Annotated in this window: 18 protein-coding genes and 1 tRNA gene; 11 read left to right on the plus strand and 8 right to left on the minus strand. The window is 37.7% G+C overall.

The features are described 5' to 3' along the window. Positions 1–4: 4 nt before the first annotated feature. Positions 5–2,668 (minus strand): glycoside hydrolase family 78 protein, encoded by a 2,664-nt coding sequence (locus ACSZOX_RS09945; RefSeq protein ID WP_437919734.1) that lies wholly within the window; start codon positions 2,666–2,668, stop codon positions 5–7. A gap of 263 nt (positions 2,669–2,931) precedes the next feature. Here ACSZOX_RS09945 and ACSZOX_RS09950 point away from each other — a divergent pair, with 263 nt between their 5' ends. Next, the gene (locus tag ACSZOX_RS09950) at positions 2,932–3,609 is read left to right on the plus strand and encodes a hypothetical protein (RefSeq protein ID WP_437919735.1); all 678 of its coding nucleotides are present in this window, start codon (positions 2,932–2,934) and stop codon (positions 3,607–3,609) included. A gap of 8 nt (positions 3,610–3,617) precedes the next feature. On the opposite strand, the gene ACSZOX_RS09955 is transcribed toward ACSZOX_RS09950, so the two are convergent. Together ACSZOX_RS09955 and ACSZOX_RS09960 are read right to left on the minus strand one after the other, a co-directional pair. Beyond that, on the minus strand, positions 3,618–4,148 hold the full coding sequence (locus tag ACSZOX_RS09955) for a hypothetical protein (RefSeq protein ID WP_437919736.1): 531 nt from the start codon (positions 4,146–4,148) through the stop codon (positions 3,618–3,620). 54 nt (positions 4,149–4,202) lie between these two features. Beyond that, positions 4,203–4,415, minus strand: coding sequence for a hypothetical protein (locus tag ACSZOX_RS09960; protein WP_437919737.1), 213 nt, complete (start codon positions 4,413–4,415; stop codon positions 4,203–4,205). Between the two features lie 82 nt (positions 4,416–4,497). Here ACSZOX_RS09960 and ACSZOX_RS09965 point away from each other — a divergent pair, with 82 nt between their 5' ends. Together ACSZOX_RS09965 and ACSZOX_RS09970 are read left to right on the plus strand one after the other, a co-directional pair. After that, positions 4,498–4,884, plus strand: a complete 387-nt coding sequence (locus ACSZOX_RS09965; protein WP_437919738.1) for a hypothetical protein — start codon at positions 4,498–4,500, stop codon at positions 4,882–4,884. Between the two features lie 51 nt (positions 4,885–4,935). After that, the gene (locus ACSZOX_RS09970) at positions 4,936–5,952 is read left to right on the plus strand and encodes a TQO small subunit DoxD (RefSeq protein WP_437919739.1); all 1,017 of its coding nucleotides are present in this window, start codon (positions 4,936–4,938) and stop codon (positions 5,950–5,952) included. 194 nt (positions 5,953–6,146) lie between these two features. On the opposite strand, the gene ACSZOX_RS09975 is transcribed toward ACSZOX_RS09970, so the two are convergent. Then, positions 6,147–6,234, minus strand: a tRNA-Ser gene (locus ACSZOX_RS09975). 180 nt (positions 6,235–6,414) lie between these two features. On the opposite strand from ACSZOX_RS09975, the gene ACSZOX_RS09980 reads away from it, so the two are divergent. From ACSZOX_RS09980 to coaA, 5 genes are all read left to right on the plus strand, one after another. After that, positions 6,415–7,464, plus strand: coding sequence for a patatin-like phospholipase family protein (locus ACSZOX_RS09980; RefSeq protein ID WP_437919740.1), 1,050 nt, complete (start codon positions 6,415–6,417; stop codon positions 7,462–7,464). Between the two features lie 56 nt (positions 7,465–7,520). Beyond that, positions 7,521–8,753: a nucleoside recognition domain-containing protein gene (locus ACSZOX_RS09985; protein ID WP_437919741.1), complete on the plus strand. Its 1,233-nt coding sequence runs from the start codon at positions 7,521–7,523 to the stop codon at positions 8,751–8,753. A 33-nt stretch (positions 8,754–8,786) separates the two neighbouring features. After that, the gene (locus tag ACSZOX_RS09990) at positions 8,787–9,152 is read left to right on the plus strand and encodes a methylglyoxal synthase (RefSeq protein WP_437919742.1); all 366 of its coding nucleotides are present in this window, start codon (positions 8,787–8,789) and stop codon (positions 9,150–9,152) included. 6 nt (positions 9,153–9,158) lie between these two features. Then, a complete protein-coding gene (locus tag ACSZOX_RS09995) occupies positions 9,159–9,560 on the plus strand; it encodes an OsmC family protein (protein WP_437919743.1) in 402 nt (133 codons plus the stop codon). A gap of 61 nt (positions 9,561–9,621) precedes the next feature. Then, positions 9,622–10,569 (plus strand): type I pantothenate kinase, encoded by a 948-nt coding sequence (coaA, locus tag ACSZOX_RS10000; protein ID WP_437919744.1) that lies wholly within the window; start codon positions 9,622–9,624, stop codon positions 10,567–10,569. On the opposite strand, the gene ACSZOX_RS10005 is transcribed toward coaA, so the two are convergent. Continuing rightward, complete coding sequence (locus ACSZOX_RS10005) at positions 10,566–11,438, minus strand: mechanosensitive ion channel family protein (protein ID WP_437919745.1); 873 nt, start codon at positions 11,436–11,438, stop codon at positions 10,566–10,568. The two genes, coaA and ACSZOX_RS10005, sit on opposite strands and share 4 nt — an antisense overlap. 328 nt (positions 11,439–11,766) lie before the next feature. On the opposite strand from ACSZOX_RS10005, the gene ACSZOX_RS10010 reads away from it, so the two are divergent. After that, the gene (locus ACSZOX_RS10010) at positions 11,767–12,720 is read left to right on the plus strand and encodes an acetyl-CoA carboxylase carboxyltransferase subunit alpha (protein ID WP_437919746.1); all 954 of its coding nucleotides are present in this window, start codon (positions 11,767–11,769) and stop codon (positions 12,718–12,720) included. 55 nt (positions 12,721–12,775) lie between these two features. On the opposite strand, the gene ACSZOX_RS10015 is transcribed toward ACSZOX_RS10010, so the two are convergent. The 3 genes from ACSZOX_RS10015 to ACSZOX_RS10025 all read right to left on the minus strand — a co-directional run bounded on the left by ACSZOX_RS10015 (position 12,776) and on the right by ACSZOX_RS10025 (position 15,223). Next, positions 12,776–13,678 carry a polysaccharide deacetylase family protein gene (locus tag ACSZOX_RS10015; protein ID WP_437919747.1) on the minus strand — a complete coding sequence of 301 codons (903 nt, stop codon included), beginning with the start codon at positions 13,676–13,678 and terminating at the stop codon, positions 12,776–12,778. A 292-nt stretch (positions 13,679–13,970) separates the two neighbouring features. After that, positions 13,971–14,429 (minus strand): hypothetical protein, encoded by a 459-nt coding sequence (locus ACSZOX_RS10020; RefSeq protein ID WP_437919748.1) that lies wholly within the window; start codon positions 14,427–14,429, stop codon positions 13,971–13,973. Positions 14,430–14,536: 107 nt separating this feature from the next. Continuing rightward, the gene (locus ACSZOX_RS10025) at positions 14,537–15,223 is read right to left on the minus strand and encodes a hypothetical protein (RefSeq protein ID WP_437919749.1); all 687 of its coding nucleotides are present in this window, start codon (positions 15,221–15,223) and stop codon (positions 14,537–14,539) included. A gap of 227 nt (positions 15,224–15,450) precedes the next feature. Between ACSZOX_RS10025 and ychF the strand changes: the two genes are divergently transcribed. Continuing rightward, positions 15,451–16,551 carry a redox-regulated ATPase YchF gene (gene ychF / locus ACSZOX_RS10030; protein WP_437919750.1) on the plus strand — a complete coding sequence of 367 codons (1,101 nt, stop codon included), beginning with the start codon at positions 15,451–15,453 and terminating at the stop codon, positions 16,549–16,551. 172 nt (positions 16,552–16,723) lie between these two features. Beyond that, entirely contained in the window at positions 16,724–17,608 is an 885-nt protein-coding gene (locus ACSZOX_RS10035; RefSeq protein WP_437919751.1) for a DUF72 domain-containing protein, read from the plus strand. Positions 17,609–17,635 lie beyond the last annotated feature (27 nt).

Below are 17,635 nucleotides of genomic sequence, written 5' to 3' on the forward strand. Positions count from 1 at the left end.
CCGGTTATTGTAGTTTTATTTTGATTTGATGCTTCCCTGCTGACAAAATCTTTAGCTCTTTGTCTGCAACATTGTATGGCATATAAAAAGTAGCTGTAGTATTGGGGGGAATAACGACATCATACAGCACCTGTTTTCCTTTCTTTTTCCATTTGGAGAATATTTCGCCATAAGGAGAGTTAAATTTCACTTCAGAATGATCTAAGCCATCTGGAAAAATCGGCTTTAACAAGATATGCTTAAACCCTGGTTGGTCGGGATCCGGAAGGATACCACCAATAGATTTGAAAAGCCAGCCTCCAATCTCACCAAACATCATGTGATTATCAGAAATATCCCGCTCGGCTTCTAGGTCCCAGTTTTCTAGCAAGGTGGTTGCACCATTGACGGCCCACCATCCCCAAGATGGGTAAGTGTCTTGCACGGCTACTTTATAGGCGGTCTCGCCATACCCGTTATCTTTCAACGCATTGAGCAAAGCCTTCGCCCCCAATACGCCTACATCAAGATGAAAATTTGCTTGTCTAACTTTCTCATTGAGATTGGCTGCGACTTTTGATTTCATCTCTTCAGGAACTACTCCCCAATAAAGCGGTACGCTCAGCTCGGTTTGACTACCGTTTGCATACGATCCTGTCTCGGGATCGAGAAATTTCTTATTAATGGCCTGCTTGATCTTTTCACTTAAGGCAGCGTATTTAAGGTGATCCTCATCTTTACCAAGAAGTCGTGCAGCTTTTGCTAAAATGCTGGCATCCGTATAATAATAGACAGACGAGGTCAATTCCAGGTTTGAAGTGGTCTTGACGGGCACCCAATCACCTCGGCCAAAGGTGGTCAGTCCTTCAGGGCTGATACGCGTGACATAATCCACGTACCGCTTAATGTTGTCGTAACAATCTTCCAACAGTTTGCTATCACCGTAAAACATATATATTTGCCAAGGGATGATGGCGATTGTACTCGTCCAGTCCAGACCATTCGCGGTACCATACCCCCATCCTCCCGTAGGTATGATATCTGGCAATACGCCGTTTGGCTGCTGCTCATCACGATGGTCGGCAAGCCACTTTTCATAAACTGTGATCGCGTCAAAATTATAAAGTGCACTTTCTATGGCAAGGTGACCGTCACCTGTCCAACCATTTTTTTCGCGTTGTGGACAGTCCGTAGGATACCCCATCAGATTGGACAGATAGGCATTATTCGTAATTTCCCACAACTTATTGACCAAAGAAGAGGATGTATGAACAGATCCGATAGGGCGCACATCGCTGTGCATAAAATAAGCAGTGATATTTGAAGCCGTTAAATCCAGCGGTTTGTCGCTGGTGATCTCAACATACCGAAATCCTTTATAATTGAACTTCGGCATAAAAACGTCTTGTTTTTTACCGCTCAATATAAAAATATCAGTCTGGAAGGGATCATTTATGCGATCGCCTCGATAATACACGTCTATATTCGACATATCAATACGGCCATCGTCGTGTAAACGTTCGCCATGCTTGATCTTCACAACTGTGCCCTCTTGTCCGGTCAGCTTGACCTCGCTTACTCCGGCCATATTTTGGCCCATATCAAAAACATAAGTCGTGTCGTTTATTTTTTTGACCGATTGGGGATGATAAACATTAACCAATCGAATAGGTACGACCTGTTGGGAAACGATATGGTTGGACGGTGCTGCACGATACCTCACGCCGCTCCAAGCGGAATCTACAAAACCAACCTTATCCCATCCTTCTTGTTCTAAACGAGCATCGTAATGTTCTCCAGTATAGATATTGTTTGACACAATGGGGCCTGCAGAAGTCTTCCAATCCCGCTCGCTGACAATGGTTTCTATGGAACCATCCGCATATTCGATCCTGAGGTCCATACAAAATGTTGGTCTGGCTCTCCAGGGTGCATTGTGAAAATCCCAGACGGCTATAGCTTGGTGATTATACCAGCCATTTCCCAGGACTACGCCAATAGCATTTTCCCCTTTTTGAAGCATTGTAGTCACGTCATGTGCTACATATAGTGTACGTCGATCGAACCGTGTATACATCGGATTTAAACGTTGGTCGCCAACCCTTTGTCCATTCAACGAAAGTTCGTATAGGCCGGCAACCGCAATGTATACACGTGCGCGTTTGATTGGTTTTGACGCTACAAATTCCTTTCTGAAATAAGGCGCTGGCCTGTACTGGATATCGTGATGGTCGCTTATCCAGGTGCCCTGCCAGCGTTGCTCTCCCATCATACCGGTCTCAAATGCAGCTACGTCGGAATTCAGAACAGCACCATGTGTATCCCAGAGGCTTACCTTCCAAAAATATCGGGTCAGGGGCTGTAATGCGACGCCATCGTAACGCACCAATTGGCTATCATTCTCCATCCTGTTGCTATCCCAGATACGTCCCTCTCCCTTCACAACTTCATTGGAATCTATACCCACCACGATACGGTAAGCGGTTTGTTTCGCTCCATCATTCTGGTCGGTTACTTTCCAGATCAACCTCGGGTTTGGGTTATCAATGCCCAACGGTGAAATGAGATGTTCACAAGTCAATTCGACCGAGCGTGTAGATTTGCTTTGTGCAACTACCTTGATGGCCGTGAGACTATGGAAGAACGTGATAAATACAGCAATGATTAAGATATTCAATTTGACGTTCATACGTTTTGTTAGTTTGTTGAGATAAGATACAAATTATTATTTGTTATAAAGCTTATCTGCGGCTGACAAACTTTACGTTTATGATTTTGTTCATCTATAAATAAATTGCTTCAAAGTCTCCAATTATTGTTGAAATCCGATATTTCTTTTTATAATATTAAGCGCATGAATGAATAACCAAGTGTATTTATTTCATTTATTTTAAGTATCTTAAGAAAAACAATTATACAGCTATGGATATCTTAATAAGAACTATACATTATATGGCAACTCACATATGGCTCCCACTGGTCATTGCTGCAATTGTTTTTATTCTGCAAGTGGCAATTCCAGTGATGAGAGCTGATAGTGGGAAAATAAAGTATTCTTTTCTAAAACATGTACTTCCCCTTTGCATTTCAATGTTGCTGATAATACTCTGCATTTTTGAGTTGCCGAACTGGAGCAGTGCTTTGCTCAATAAGTATGGAGATGAAGGCACTGGTGTGATTACGCGTATTGAACAGACCAACAATATGTATAATAAACAGTATATCCAGCGATATACGGTTATCATAAAAGATGAGGCCGGCAAGACAATTGAGACCTATTTTAATAGTTCTGATTTTAACGTCTACCCTAGCGAAAATATTGTTTCCTATCCGGGGGTAGGTGAACAGTTTGCGCTAAAGTATTTACCATCTGACCCAAAATTATTTGTCATACTTGCGAATAGTAAAAGTGCGTATACCAAGAGAATATATTGCCAGGCGGCTTTTGAGGCTTTAATTGAAGCAAGAATAAAATTTGAAGCAGATAGTTCTAATTCGACTTACCGAAATGTTTATATCAGAGCCGTCCAAGATGTGTTGAACAACGCGTGTTATGAGAATTCCCCCTCTGGAGAACGACTTATTGAACGGGATAAGAAGATCATCGAGAAATTAATTGGAGGTAACTAACCAGTACTTTACTGTTTTTCTGATTCCGTTATGGAAAATCCCATAAATGCGCATAGAAGCATTGAAGCCGCCTGCCTGGCTTTTGTAGCAACAGGTGTTACCTTTAACCCTGTTTCGCTATTGGTCAATATCCCATCAGATCCCCAGGTCATGTCTTTTTCTGTTACGCCAGAAATAGAGCCATCTTTGTTTATTATAACAAGCAGCGTGTCTTTGTCGTCCGTAAATTTATCGACATTCAGACGGGCTACTAGTGTTCCGTCGTCAGACTTCATTTCTCCTGAAGATGTGATGGAGCCTATAAAATCGTTAAATAGGTAACATTTTCCGTCTTTATCCATACTTAATATTACTTTCTCGGAATCCGAATCAATAATCTTAAAAGCTTCTAAAATTATCGTGTCTTCACCGGCAAAATTCTTTTGATTGTGCTGTAATATTGACGAATCATGTCCTAAGACTTGTTCGTATTGCTTTCCACTGGAGTATAGTACCGTAGTAAGTGCTGCAAAAAATAAAGAAATATTCAAAGCTCTCATTTGATAAATATAACAAGTTTTCTCTAGGAGATTCAACTGCAATTCTTAAAACAGCTAAGAATTTAGGAACAATTTAGCTAATCTTTGTCTCTGATTAATTAGTAACAAGCTTTCTTCTTTACTCAAATCGCTTAATGGCAATGAGCCTAAAACACCCGATTTTGCTGCTGCTTCCACCATCTGTGGCGTACCCACACCAAACATTGGTGCTTGGATAACGGGATACTTCACTCCAACAATCGCCGTCAATTCATTGCTCCATTTCATAATACAAATTTTAAACTTTCGGGTATGTGACTTTTTCCTACACTTTTTATTTTGCTTTAAAAATAAAGCTATATTTGAACTTATGACAAGTGCAAATAAGGAATTTTTAAATATAAAGAACTTTCTTCTTTTGATTGTTCTCTTGTTTGCATTGGCTCCATGTGCTGTTAAAGAGGCTTTACATACTCCATTTGATATTGAGTATACCCAGCCGCTTAATAAAACCAAAACTACTGTTAGTAATTCAACTAATTGTTCTTCTACAGCTGATTTTATTTCTGCTTCGAAAAGTCGTAAAATAAAGATATTCCCAGATTTCCATCCTTGCTTCGTTGCTTTTGATTTTCAGAAGAATAATTTTGGCTTGGTCGAGAAAAAAGTTGTTAGTATAGGCAATCAACCGAATTACGTAAATCGTCTTCCTCCTAAATACATTTTATTTAAACGTCTGAAAATAGCTGTTGTATAGTATATAAACAATACTAGTACAATTCAAAAACGTTTAATTAAAAGTATAAAAATGAAAAACATTCACCATGATCCGTCATATAATATGGCGGGGCTTTTTACACTGTCTATCCGGTTGGTAATAGGCTGGACTTACTTTTCCGCGTTTTGGCGTAGAATGGTTTTGGAAAATAAATTAATCCCCGAGGAAGCGGGATACATTGGAGAGAAATTTAACCATTTTTTACCCAATGCTTTAGGCATAAAGCCGGTTATCGAATACCTCGTTACCCATCCTGAAGCTCTACAAACTTCCATGATTGTCTTTACAATTATCGAAGCTATAGTAGGATTATGTGTGATGCTCGGACTTTTTTCACGTCTGATGGGAATTGGTGTTTTCAGTTTGGCAATAGGAATCTTGTTAGGTTCTGGTTGGCTAGGAACAACTTGTCTGGATGAATGGCAAATCGGGGTACTGGGTGTTGCAGGCGGATTCACGTTATTCTTGACAGGAAGCGGAACTTATTCTTTAGATAATCTCTTGATAAAAAAGAATATTGGTCTTACACATTCGAAATGGTTTAAATGGCTGGGATCGGGGGTATTTCCAATCTCAAATCCGAAACGTCTCATTTTGGTGGGCTCTATCTTAATTTTTGGATTTACTCTTTTTACCAATCAATATTTTCATGGTGGCGTTTTTGGCGTATTACATAATAAATCTGTAAAACCGAAAATTGAAATTAATAACGTCATATTGGAAAACAATCAACTTAAATTTCAAGTATACAGGACAGAAGGCGCAGATGTGTATGGTTCTTTTTTAATTGGAATTCAAATTCATAATGATAAAAATGAGTTGATCTTTGAGATGAATGGTAATGAACTATCGCAATTCCCGAAGGAGAAAATTCACAACTATTATGTCGCCAAGGTAAAACCAGGGAAATACAGTTTAATCATACCTTTAGGGGCCAAAGCTGATTTGGATATCACTATTCCAAGTGAAGGCCTACTCAAAGAAAAAGGCCATATACTCAAACTGATAGATATTAGTGGTGCGGAATGGAGTTCGAAAATAGAATAGTAATTAGCATTTAATCTAAAAGTGGTTGTGGATGCAGCCACTTTATATCGAATATTTTTAATTGTATCATTATCCTTGACTGTATTATGTTTTTATGATGTCCAAGCTCCTCGCACCTATGCGGGTAACAGTCGATCAAATAAAAAAACGCTGGACATAAAAAAAGCTCCAATTTTTTAAATTGAAGCTTTTCGCGGAGAGGGAGGGATTCGAACCCTCGATACAGTCATCCCGTATACAGACTTTCCAGGTCTGCTCATTCGACCACTCTGACACCTCTCCTTTCGGACTGCAAATATAAGAGAATATTATTATCCCTCTAATTTTTTTCAATAAAATTTATTTTGAATTTTTTTGGTCTACATTCCGCACAACAAATCTGTATTTTTTGTATTTTTTTAAAGATTTTAACACAGGTGTTCACTACATTTTACCTATTTTAGGTGCATAAACCAATCAACAATGAAAAGGATACTTTCTATTGACGGTGGCGGTATACGCGGGATCATACCTGGCATGTTGTTAGTAGCTCTTGAAGAAAAAATTAGGGAAGCAACAAATAATCCTAAGGCACATTTAACTGATTTTTTCGATTTTTTTGCAGGAACAAGTACAGGAGGAATATTACTATCTATTCTATTATGCCCTGATGATACCAATAAGATGGTTCAAAAATATAGCGCCAAGGAGGCTTTAGATATATATCTTAATCATGGTGCTAAAATTTTCGCTGCAAAAAGGTGGCGTCGATTCTTAAGTAGATTTGGTCTTTTGAGCGAATTGTATGACAATCAGGTGCTGGAGCGAGTTTTACAGGAGTATTTTGGCGACAGAAAGCTCAGTGAGCTATTGAAACCTTGTATTATTACAGCGTACAATATCGAATTGCGTAAGAACCATCTTTTTAGGCAACAGAAGGCTATTTCACATGGTGAATCTCGCGACTTCTATCTTCGTGACGTCTGCAGAGCTACTTCTGCCGCCCCTACCTATTTCTCGGTAGCAGAAGTGTTTTCGTTAGCAAAAACAAGATATCCTTTAGTTGATGGAGGTGTCTTTGCTCACAACCCTTCGCTCTCTGCCCTACTTGAAGTGATCAAGAGCTATAATACCTATAAAATCAATGATATTTGGATATTATCACTTGGTACAGGTTTATCTAAGATATCGTACGACTATGAGGATTTCAAAAAGAAAAGAGCGATCTCTATTGGGCCTGCCTTGGTTGATATCATGAGTAGTAGTTCAGCAGAAAGCACAGATTATTTTTTAAAGCAGTTATTTCGCTCTGTAAACAAAATTGAAAACTACATTCGCATTGAACCCAGTAACCTTTCATCAATTGATCCTGCAATGGACGCAGCGACATCAAGTAATATCCAAAAGATTGTTTCATTAGGAGATAAACTTGTTAGCGAAAACGAAGACCTCTTGAATCGAGTTGTGTCTGAAATCGTGAATGACAAAAAGGTAAATAAGGAGAGGTCGGTATGGAATTTCCTAAAAGATTAAACAAATCGAATGGTTTTGGTTCATAAAGCTTACATTTACGACGGTAAAAAATACTTATGGCCTTAAATTACGTTTGGATAGCTTTTTTTGTAATAGCTTTTGTTGTAGCACTTGCTAAACTTCTATTTTTAGGAGATACTGAAATCTTTTCGCAGTTAATTAATGGAATGTTTGATAGTGCTAAGACCGGAGCCGAGCTATCTCTAGGATTAGTAGGGATTATGACATTTTGGCTTGGCATCATGAAGGTCGGTGAAAAAGCTGGGATGATTTCTCTATTTGCCAAAGGCGTGAATCCGTTTTTTAGTAAGTTGTTTCCCGGAGTACCAAAAAACCATCCTGCCAATGGGTCCATCATTATGAATTTTTCGGCTAATATGCTGGGATTAGATAATGCCGCGACACCGGTTGGATTGAAAGCTATGCAAGAGCTGCAAGAGCTTAATCCCGAAAAAGAAACAGCGACCAATGCCCAAATCATGTTTTTAGTATTGAACACGGCGGGTATAGCATTGATTCCAACTTCTGTGATAGCCTTACGGCTAGCGAGTGGCGCAGCAAATCCAACAGATATCTTTATTCCTTCTCTAATAGGGACCTTTATCTCCTTTATCTCAGGAATGGTAGCTGTTGCTTTTTATCAAAAGATAAACCTTTTCAAATTACCTATTCTGGCATTTTTGGCCTTTTTTATCGGCCTAATGGCTGTATTGTATTTTGGACTGCATAATCTCCCTCCTGAACAAATGGAAAAAATCACAGGCCTTATTGGTGGTCTATTGATTTTTTCGATTATAATGTTATTCATAGTTTTTGGTGCCGTAAAACGAATAAACGTATACGATGCTTTTATTGATGGAGCAAAGGAAGGCTTTGGAACGGCTGTGATGATTATCCCTTTTTTAATAGCAATTTTGGTGGCTATTTCAGCATTTCGGACAACAGGCTGTATGGATTATATTGTAAATGCTGTTGCTTATGTAGTTTCGGCATTGGGCATGGATACTCGTTTCGTTCCTGCGCTGCCCGTAGGTTTGATGAAGACATTAAGTGGGGGCGGTGCACGCGGACTAATGGTTGACGTTATGCAGACATATGGTGTTGATTCTTTTCAAGGCCGCCTCGCTAGCGTCATTCAAGGCTCGTCAGAAACTACATTTTATGTTCTTGCCGTATATTTCGGTTCTGTAGGCATAAAAAATTCCCGTCATGCATTAGTCTGTGGATTAATTGCAGATGCGGTGGGACTTATTGCAGCTATTATTTTAGCATATATATTTTTTGGGTAGATAGTAAAAGTGATTGAAGAACAAATTATACAAATGAAAAAGACAATTGCATTAATTGCACACGATGGCAAAAAGGCAGATATGGTAGCCTTTGTAAAAGATCATGTTGAACACCTTAGAAATGCGCTTATCATTGCCACAGGAACTACCGGTTCTTATATTAAACAAACAGGTTTGGAAGTGGAGTTAAAATTAAGCGGTCCTATGGGAGGTGATGCCCAAATTGCAGCCTTAACTGCCGAAGGAAAGGTTGATGGAATCATTTTCTTTAGAGATCCGCTGGGAAAACATGCACATGAACCTGATATCCAAATGTTGATGCGTATATCCGATCTGTACAATGTTCCGCTAGCCACTAATCCGGCAACAGGTAGTTTAATTATTGCGGGATTATTTTAATGTCTTATGGCCAGAGAGGTACGAGTTAAAATAGGAAAAGAAAAGTATAAAACAGAAATCGAAGTAGATCAGCTAAATTTACTTGCGGATGAACCAGAAGATGTTGGAGGAGGCAATTTAGGACCTTCGCCAACAGAACTTTTGATGTCTTCTTTAGGTACATGCAAAGCGATGACTATCCGTATGTATGCAGATCGCAAAGGGTGGGATTTAAAAACTGTGCAGATAAAAATTGTCATAGGCGAACAACAAACCGATTTGCAAAAGACTACATTTTTTAATTGCCATATTGCATTAGATGGCGATCTTGATGATAGTCAACGTCAACGCTTATTGACTATAGCTGACCGATGCCCTGTACATAAGATACTGACCAATCCAATAGTCATAGAAAGTAATTTAATATAAATTGTTACACTATTTTTTTTTCGGAACGTAGTATATTTGCCCACATTGAAAATATAAACGTATGTCTTCTAATAACCAAAGTGGCGTAAGTAGCCCGTTTCAGTTATTCGATAGAATAGAATGGGCAAATCTAAACGGTCATTTTTCCTATAATTTGACAAATGAAGATGTAGAAAATCTGCATGCCCTCAATGAACCATTGACCATTACGGAGATTGAAGAGATTTATTTCCCACTTGCTCATTTACTTGATATCTTAATTCAGCGTGCGAAAGATGCACATCAAGTCGTAAATGGTTTTCTCAATAAACATACGCAAAGTCTTCCTTTTATTATCGGTATTGCAGGTTCTGTCGCTGTTGGTAAAAGTACAACAGCGAAGGTTCTTCAGAAGGTATTGTCTATGTTGCCAGGTAAACCTCGCGTGGATTTGGTAACAACAGACGGCTTCTTATACCCTAATGAAGTTTTAATTACGCGCAATATTTTAAATAGAAAAGGATTTCCAGAAAGTTACGATACCAAATTGCTATTAAACTTCCTTTCTGCAATGAAATCCGGTATAGGGAACTTCGAAGTTCCTGTCTACTCTCACTTAGAATATGATATTGTGCAAGGTCATCGCCAACAAGTCTCTAAACCGGATATACTTATTGTAGAAGGTATCAACGTCTTGCAGGTAAATTCTTCCAAAGGGAACAATGTATTTGTCTCCGATTACTTTGATTATTCCATTTATGTCGATGCCCACGAGAATGATATTATGGAATGGTATGTCAAACGATTTGAATCGTTACGCGCGACATCCTTTCAAAATCCCGAATCATACTTTCATCGGTATGCAAATATGAATGAACAAGAAAGTGTAACGATGGCAACAAGTATTTGGAATGAGATTAATCGCCCCAACTTACACGAGAACATATTACCTACACGATACAGGGCTGACCTGATTTTAGAAAAGGGATCGCATCACTTTGTAAAACAGATTAAAGTCCGTAAGATCTAATTCTTTTGCAAGTCATAAGCTCTTTTAAATTGTAAAACTTCCAGCAAAATTTCATTTTCCAACTGCTTGTGTAGTTTATTGCTAGAGCTTGTGGCATGCATTTCCATCTTGTACTTTACAAAATCTTTCCCTATTTCTACTACTTTTAAATGTAAGTCGTTGTCTTCTGTTAAATAAGGGTGATTTAGTAATGTCTTTTGAATACTCTCTTCTAATTTGTCGACTTCTACAGCCGTCTGCAAAGGAAGTTCAAAGCGAACAGAAAAAAGATTTGAACGGTGCGCTGAGAAATTAACCATGGGTGAAGTAAACACGAGGTTATTTGGCACCATGATTATATCATCTTCCTCGTCCTGAATTATAATGCTGGAAAATGTAATATCGACAATTCGGCCTTTATATTCCCCTATTTTAATGCGATCTCCGACCGAAAGCTGATCATTAAACATGATAAAAAGACCAGATAGCATATTGGTTATATATTCTCGAAAGGTGACAGCAATAGCCATAGCCACAATGGTGAGACTTGTGACAAAAGCAGCCGGATTTATGCCGAATGTCAGCATGATCGCAATGATCCCTGTGCTGGTATTTAGAACCGCCGTCAGTCTATTTATACCGAGCACGAAATTTCCCCTTACACTTCTGTTTTCGTTCCGCTTATTGTATAATGTAATAATGATGAATCTACCTACAGAAAAAATGATGCTTGCCGTAAGGAAAAGGTTTAGTGCATTGGAAGCGTTATCTAAAACACGGTGCGTCTTGTAAAAGTCCGAAAAGTACCAAAACGAAATGTACAGCAAGATCCATACAGTAAGCTTTATAATAAATTGAAGAATGCTACGCTGTTTTCTATCGTCCCCCATAGTATGAATCATGTATTATTGTTCCAGTTTTTCACCTTTTTGCAACGAATCGTTGCCAGGCATTACCTCTGTTATCCTTTAATAGAAATGAATCTATTATTTTTAATGCATTAAAAATACATTTTTTTTAATACGATGAAAAGAAGAATGCTTACAGACTTTAACGGAACCTAATGGTATTTCCTTTATATATAGGTATTTAAACCACATAAACAATACACCAACATGTTGATTAATAATTTTTTAGCCAACTATTCCAGTCTGCGCATTTTAAAATAGATAAAAATGATTTAACTTAGCAAGCTAAATGTGCTAGAAACATATAAATATGCAAACAACATTTGATTTTGAAAAGCCTATTGCAGATTTGCAAACTCAAATAGAGAAGGTTCTACAAGTTCAGGAAAAAACAAAAGTGGACATGAGTGCAACCGTAAGCGAGTTGGAGACAAAGCTTGAGTCGACAAAAAAAGATATCTATACAAATATGACCGGATGGCAGAAGGTTCAGATGTCACGTCATCCAGATCGTCCACAAACGTTTGACTATATTGAAATGATTTGTGAGGAATTTATCGAATTACACGGAGATAGAACCGTAAAAGATGATAAGGCGATTGTTGGAGGTATTGCATCTATTGGCGGCCAGTCCGTTATGGTTATAGGTCATCAAAAAGGGAAAAACACAAAGGAACGGCAATTTCGCAACTTTGGAATGGCGAATCCAGAAGGGTATCGCAAAGCGCTACGTTTGATGAAAATGGCGGAGAAATTCAACAGGCCAATTGTTACTTTAATTGATACCATGGGAGCATATCCCGGACTTGAAGCCGAAGAACGCGGTCAGGGAGAAGCTATTGCTCGGAATCTTTTGGAAATGTCTGTATTAAAAGTTCCAGTTATCTGTATCGTGATTGGAGAAGGTGCATCTGGTGGAGCACTTGGTATTGGCGTTGGAGACCGCGTTTACATGTTGCAAAACACCTGGTATTCGGTGATATCTCCTGAATCCTGCTCTTCTATTCTCTATAGAAGTTGGGATCAAAAGGAAAAAGCAGCAGATTCACTTAAGCTTACCGCAGAAGATATGCTTAAGAATGGTCTTATAGATGGTATTATTGAAGAGCCAATCGGTGGTGCACATCAAGATCCCGAGATAACAGCAGAAAATCTTAAATCTAGAATTCTTACTGATATTCTTGAATTGCAGTTGAAAGATGCAGATACGTTAGTTCATGAACGTATAGAGAAATTTAGTAAAATGGGCGTTGTTGTAGAATAACATCCGTTTCGTTACTAACAAAAAAATCCCTCAAGAATCTTGAGGGATTTTTTTGTTAGTAACGAAACGGATAATCTCGAATAAATTCGAATTTATAATCTGTATTATTTTGTATACTGTCTATAAGTGAAGATAGTAACTGTTGCCCTTTTTTATTCTGGAACATATCATCGTGCATTAACAGCACAACATTATTCGGTTCCATCGATGACTTGTTATTCATATAATTACAAATCCTCGTATATATTTCGTGAACAGACTGTATAGGCTTGCCCGTAAGTCCGTGTATCTTCCATTCCACATCCCATCCATAAATCTTATAGCCGTTTGTATAAAGCATGTCGGCAGTGCTAGCTCCACTCTGCAAATCGATTCTTCGCACATCGTCATATATCCATATATTTCGACCTGGTAAACGGATGATTTTGTACTTTAATTTAAGGTCTATTTCATTTTTTTCAAAATCGTCAAATGCACTAATAGGATTACTGTAGAAAGTTGTGAATTTATTATTTGCATGGGTATAACTATGGTTATAACACTCGACCAAGGGATTATTGTAATATTTTTGGAAGTCCCTTTTTAAGCCTTTGGACATGTTTGCATGTTTACCTACCAAAAACACATTAATCTTTATGTTTTTCGCTTTGGAAATAGAATCTATAGCTGTACTCCCTAATAGCGGACCATCATCAAAAGTAAAATAGACATGTTTAGGGAGTTTATTCAATTCGTTACGCACAGAATCCTTTACACGTTTGCGTTCGAATTTTACGAGTTTTGCTAAAGAATCCTTACTAATTGGGTTTACTGTATCTGTGGGGATATGAACAGGAGCCTTTAACCTCTTTGAAAGAGCTCCATCGGGTTTCTGATCGGCTTTTTCCTCTAACACTTCTACCCTATTTTTTTCTTTAATTAATGTATCTTGCGTTGAGTCTGCCGCTTGTGTATTCATCCCTGAGTGGCAAGATGCGAAAAAAAACGAAACATACACTATCGATCCTAAACCTAATAGAATCTTCTTCCCTTTTAACATGCTCTTTATAAGATTATAAGATTTTTTTACAAAATTATACTATATAATGTTTATAAGCAAAAAAATTAACTGAATGATCGGGTTGTTTTACGTTTTTTTTGTAAAAGCTTCATTATAAAGCTCTATTGTATTGGAATAATTTCTTATTCAATAATAGAAGGCCTATTGTTTTACCAATAAGCCTTCTTTGTCGTTTCACTTCAAGGAACATTTAATCGCGTTTATGATTCCTTTTATGTTTTTTATAGTGCTTCTTAGTGTATTTATCCTTTACAACATGCCGATGGTTTCCTCGCGCATCGCGCAGAATATGCTGCGTATGATTACTAGAATACCTCGCATATTGCTTTCTTACTTGGTTGTGATTTCTCCATGGGTTATCATTGTTAAGCACAACCTTATAGGTTTTGTATACGTCTACATGCCTATATCTTTTAGGCATAGAACGGGCGGTAACCCATCTATTTCCTTGATAATAGGTGTACCGACTTTGAACAACATCGTAGTAAATATCAATCTCCGGCATGTAGTAGAATCGGGCATAATTATACCCTACCGGACCCCATTGCGGTTGAGACCCAATATTGATATTTACGCTTACCTGTGCGTCGGCTGAAGTTACTGTGAATAAAAAACCAGCAAAAAATAATGTGTAAATAATTCTTTTCATAAAGTCTCCTTTTTTAATTGCTTACTATATCCTGTTATTTATTATTATGACAGCAAAACAATTAAAAAAGATTAACTTGTATTATGTTAAAAAATGTAAAAATAACGCTAGAAGGCAAATCCCACTTTTAGACCAGCTTCATAAAGATGTAGTCGCGACGTCATACTTCTTACCGAATAATTATCGCCATTCAAGCTCCCATCAAAACTCTGTCCTTTGACATCCTTTAATCGACCTTGTTTATATTCAAAATAAGGGCCTGCTGATATGGCAAAGCTTCTCGCTATTTTCACATTTACTCCTGCCTCTATATTTGCTAAAATCCCCGATGATAATGTGCTAGTGCGCTTATATTCACTCCCATTGATATATTCAGTATGTTTATCTTCGCTTATCCTGAAATTATAACCTAAAGATGTAGCAACAAAGGGGCTAACACGTTTATCCAATATACGGAAGCGAAAATGCCCATATAGAGGAACCGATACATAGCTTCTAAAAGCATCCCAGTCATCGTCGTCCAAATCCCAATTATCTACCTGGACTAAATGTCGGACTCCAGTTCCCGCACCTACTGCGATATGCGGATTGAGATGGATAAGTCCAATATAGTTAAACTGAAGACCTAAGAAATCGATATTGTCGTCATCAAATGCATCAAAATTTTCTCGTGAAGTCCCTGCCGTATAAGACATCCCAAAATTGAAATTATGAGAATAGTAAGGCTTAAAATCTTGAGCACACAGGCTTAAGGTAGTAGAAACAAACAAAATAAGTACAAATAGATTTTTCATGTGTAATTAAATATTTAGGGGTAAAAGCTTTTATCGAAACAAATACATGCGTAGTGTCTGGTTTATGAACATAGGTATCCTTACAAGTATAGAGGTAAAAATACAATTATTTCAATTAAATTAGAGCAGATTGTCGAAATAAAAACACATATCAATGAAGGATTTTACCGATTCCAAGATTCCTTTATTTTAGTTATCTTTGTGCGATTTTAAAAAATGAAATTTTCATGGCTTTACAATGTGGTATAGTGGGTTTGCCGAATGTGGGTAAATCAACATTATTTAATTGCTTGTCGAATGCAAAAGCTCAGGCAGCAAATTTTCCTTTTTGTACAATAGAACCCAATGTGGGGGTTATAACCGTTCCTGACGATCGATTAAACACGCTAGCTGAACTTGTGAAGCCTCAACGTGTTGTGCCAAATACTATAGAAATAGTGGATATAGCCGGTTTAGTAAAAGGCGCCTCTAAAGGTGAAGGTCTAGGTAACCAGTTCTTAGGCAATATCCGTTCTACTAATGCAATTATCCATGTGTTACGTTGTTTCGACGATGGGAACGTAATACATGTGGACGGTTCTGTAGATCCTATTCGAGATAAAGAAATTATTGATACGGAATTACAACTTAAAGATTTAGATACGGTCGTTAAGCGCATTCAGAAAGTCGAAAAGATGGCTAAGACGGGTGGAGATAAAGATGCAAAAAAAACTTTTGAGATATTATCCGTTATAAAACTCCATCTTGAATCTGGAAAATCAGCAAGAACAGCACCTATCTCAGAGGAAGATTTCGAGTTTATCCAAGATTTATCCCTTTTAACAATAAAGCCTGTATTGTATGTTTGTAATGTTGACGAAGGATCGGTCAATTCAGGGAATGCTTATGTAGAGAAAGTCAAAGAAGCAGTAAAAGACGAAAATGCACAGGTACTGGTAATTTCCGCACAGATAGAATCCGAAATAGCACAACTGGAATCCTACGACGAACGTCAGATGTTTCTAGACGATCTTGGTTTAACGGAATCAGGAGTGAATAAATTGATTCGTGCGGCTTATTCTTTACTTGATTTGGCGACTTATTTTACGGCTGGTATTCAAGAGGTTCGAGCTTGGACTATTGAAAAAGGATTTACTGCTCCTCAAGCGGCAGGTGTGATCCATACCGATTTCGAAAAAGGCTTTATTCGTGCTGAAGTCATTAAATATCAAGACTATATTGCATTAGGTTCGGAATCTGCGGTCAAAGATGCAGGAAAACTATCTGTAGAGGGAAAAACGTATATCGTCGAAGATGGTGATATTATGCATTTCCGATTCAATGTATAGATCGGAAACCACTAGTCTAAAACGCCCCCTTGTTATCAAGAGGGCGTTTTTTTCATATCCTACTTTAAGTACTTTTCCTCTATTCGTTAAGACATTTTCGAGATCATTAAAAGTTTTCCCTTTAAATTGTTCGCGCTATCGTTTTTCTCTACACCATTGTTTATATTCGAATATGAAATTTGGTCAAGTAGAAAATCCGGAAGAAGTAGACTTTACCCTTCCACCTATTCATGAAGATACGCTAAATCTTTTACACGCAAATAACTATAAAGGTGATTTGGAAGTATATGTAGGCTGTGCAAAGTGGAACAAGACTGATTTACGCGGTTTTTACCCCCCGGGAGTTAAAGATGAATTACCTTATTATTCTAAGCAATTTAACGCAATAGAGCTTAATACGACATTCTACAACTCGCCGTCAAAAAAACAAGTCGAGATTTGGAAAGATAAATCCGAGAAAGATTTTAAATTTTTCCCAAAAATACCGCAAAGTATTAGCCATTATAGTAGACTTCAAAATGTTACGGAAAAAGTGGAAGCTTTTGTTGATGCCACTGTCTTATTTCAGGAAAAGCTCGGTATGGCCTTTCTTCAGATGCACGACTATTACAAACCAAAAGATTTTGATCGGCTTAGCTCCTTTTTAACGGAGTTTCCGAAAGGCTATCCGTTAGCCATAGAACTTCGAAATACGGAATGGTTTTCAGATACAGATACAAAAAATAAATTGTATAAATTATTAGAAGATACAGAAAAGACAAATGTACTCGTAGACACCGCTGGAAGGCGTGATTTATTACATATGCGGTTAACAACACCTGTGGCCTTTATTCGATATGTAGGAGCAAATATACCTAGTGACTACGATCGATTGACTAAATGGATAGCGGTTATTAAACAATTAAAGGATGCTGGATTGGAAAAATTGTATTTTTTCATTCATCAAAATACCGAAGAAGAATCTCCTTTATTAGCAACACATTTTATCACGCTACTCAATAGAGAAATTGGCACTACACTTCATATACCAAAGAAAGAGCAATCGACATTATTTTAATATAAACTTCAATAGCCTTGAGTAATT

The organism is Sphingobacterium sp. LRF_L2, from assembly GCF_965644235.1.
In the GTDB taxonomy this organism is placed as follows: domain Bacteria; phylum Bacteroidota; class Bacteroidia; order Sphingobacteriales; family Sphingobacteriaceae; genus Sphingobacterium.

Excerpts from the sequence above, each read along its gene's own strand:
- ACSZOX_RS09945 (WP_437919734.1), bottom strand. The coding sequence starts at position 2,668 with ATGAACGTCAAATTGAATATCTTAATCATTGCTGTATTTATCACGTTC.
- ACSZOX_RS09950 (WP_437919735.1), top strand. The coding sequence starts at position 2,932 with ATGGCAACTCACATATGGCTCCCACTGGTCATTGCTGCAATTGTTTTT.
- ACSZOX_RS09955 (WP_437919736.1), bottom strand. The coding sequence starts at position 4,148 with ATGAGAGCTTTGAATATTTCTTTATTTTTTGCAGCACTTACTACGGTA.
- ACSZOX_RS09960 (WP_437919737.1), bottom strand. The coding sequence starts at position 4,415 with ATGAAATGGAGCAATGAATTGACGGCGATTGTTGGAGTGAAGTATCCC.
- ACSZOX_RS09965 (WP_437919738.1), top strand. The coding sequence starts at position 4,498 with ATGACAAGTGCAAATAAGGAATTTTTAAATATAAAGAACTTTCTTCTT.
- ACSZOX_RS09970 (WP_437919739.1), top strand. The coding sequence starts at position 4,936 with ATGAAAAACATTCACCATGATCCGTCATATAATATGGCGGGGCTTTTT.
- ACSZOX_RS09980 (WP_437919740.1), top strand. The coding sequence starts at position 6,415 with ATGAAAAGGATACTTTCTATTGACGGTGGCGGTATACGCGGGATCATA.
- ACSZOX_RS09985 (WP_437919741.1), top strand. The coding sequence starts at position 7,521 with ATGGCCTTAAATTACGTTTGGATAGCTTTTTTTGTAATAGCTTTTGTT.
- ACSZOX_RS09990 (WP_437919742.1), top strand. The coding sequence starts at position 8,787 with ATGAAAAAGACAATTGCATTAATTGCACACGATGGCAAAAAGGCAGAT.
- ACSZOX_RS09995 (WP_437919743.1), top strand. The coding sequence starts at position 9,159 with ATGGCCAGAGAGGTACGAGTTAAAATAGGAAAAGAAAAGTATAAAACA.
- coaA (WP_437919744.1), top strand. The coding sequence starts at position 9,622 with ATGTCTTCTAATAACCAAAGTGGCGTAAGTAGCCCGTTTCAGTTATTC.
- ACSZOX_RS10005 (WP_437919745.1), bottom strand. The coding sequence starts at position 11,438 with ATGGGGGACGATAGAAAACAGCGTAGCATTCTTCAATTTATTATAAAG.
- ACSZOX_RS10010 (WP_437919746.1), top strand. The coding sequence starts at position 11,767 with ATGCAAACAACATTTGATTTTGAAAAGCCTATTGCAGATTTGCAAACT.
- ACSZOX_RS10015 (WP_437919747.1), bottom strand. The coding sequence starts at position 13,678 with ATGAATACACAAGCGGCAGACTCAACGCAAGATACATTAATTAAAGAA.
- ACSZOX_RS10020 (WP_437919748.1), bottom strand. The coding sequence starts at position 14,429 with ATGAAAAGAATTATTTACACATTATTTTTTGCTGGTTTTTTATTCACA.
- ACSZOX_RS10025 (WP_437919749.1), bottom strand. The coding sequence starts at position 15,223 with ATGAAAAATCTATTTGTACTTATTTTGTTTGTTTCTACTACCTTAAGC.
- ychF (WP_437919750.1), top strand. The coding sequence starts at position 15,451 with ATGGCTTTACAATGTGGTATAGTGGGTTTGCCGAATGTGGGTAAATCA.
- ACSZOX_RS10035 (WP_437919751.1), top strand. The coding sequence starts at position 16,724 with ATGAAATTTGGTCAAGTAGAAAATCCGGAAGAAGTAGACTTTACCCTT.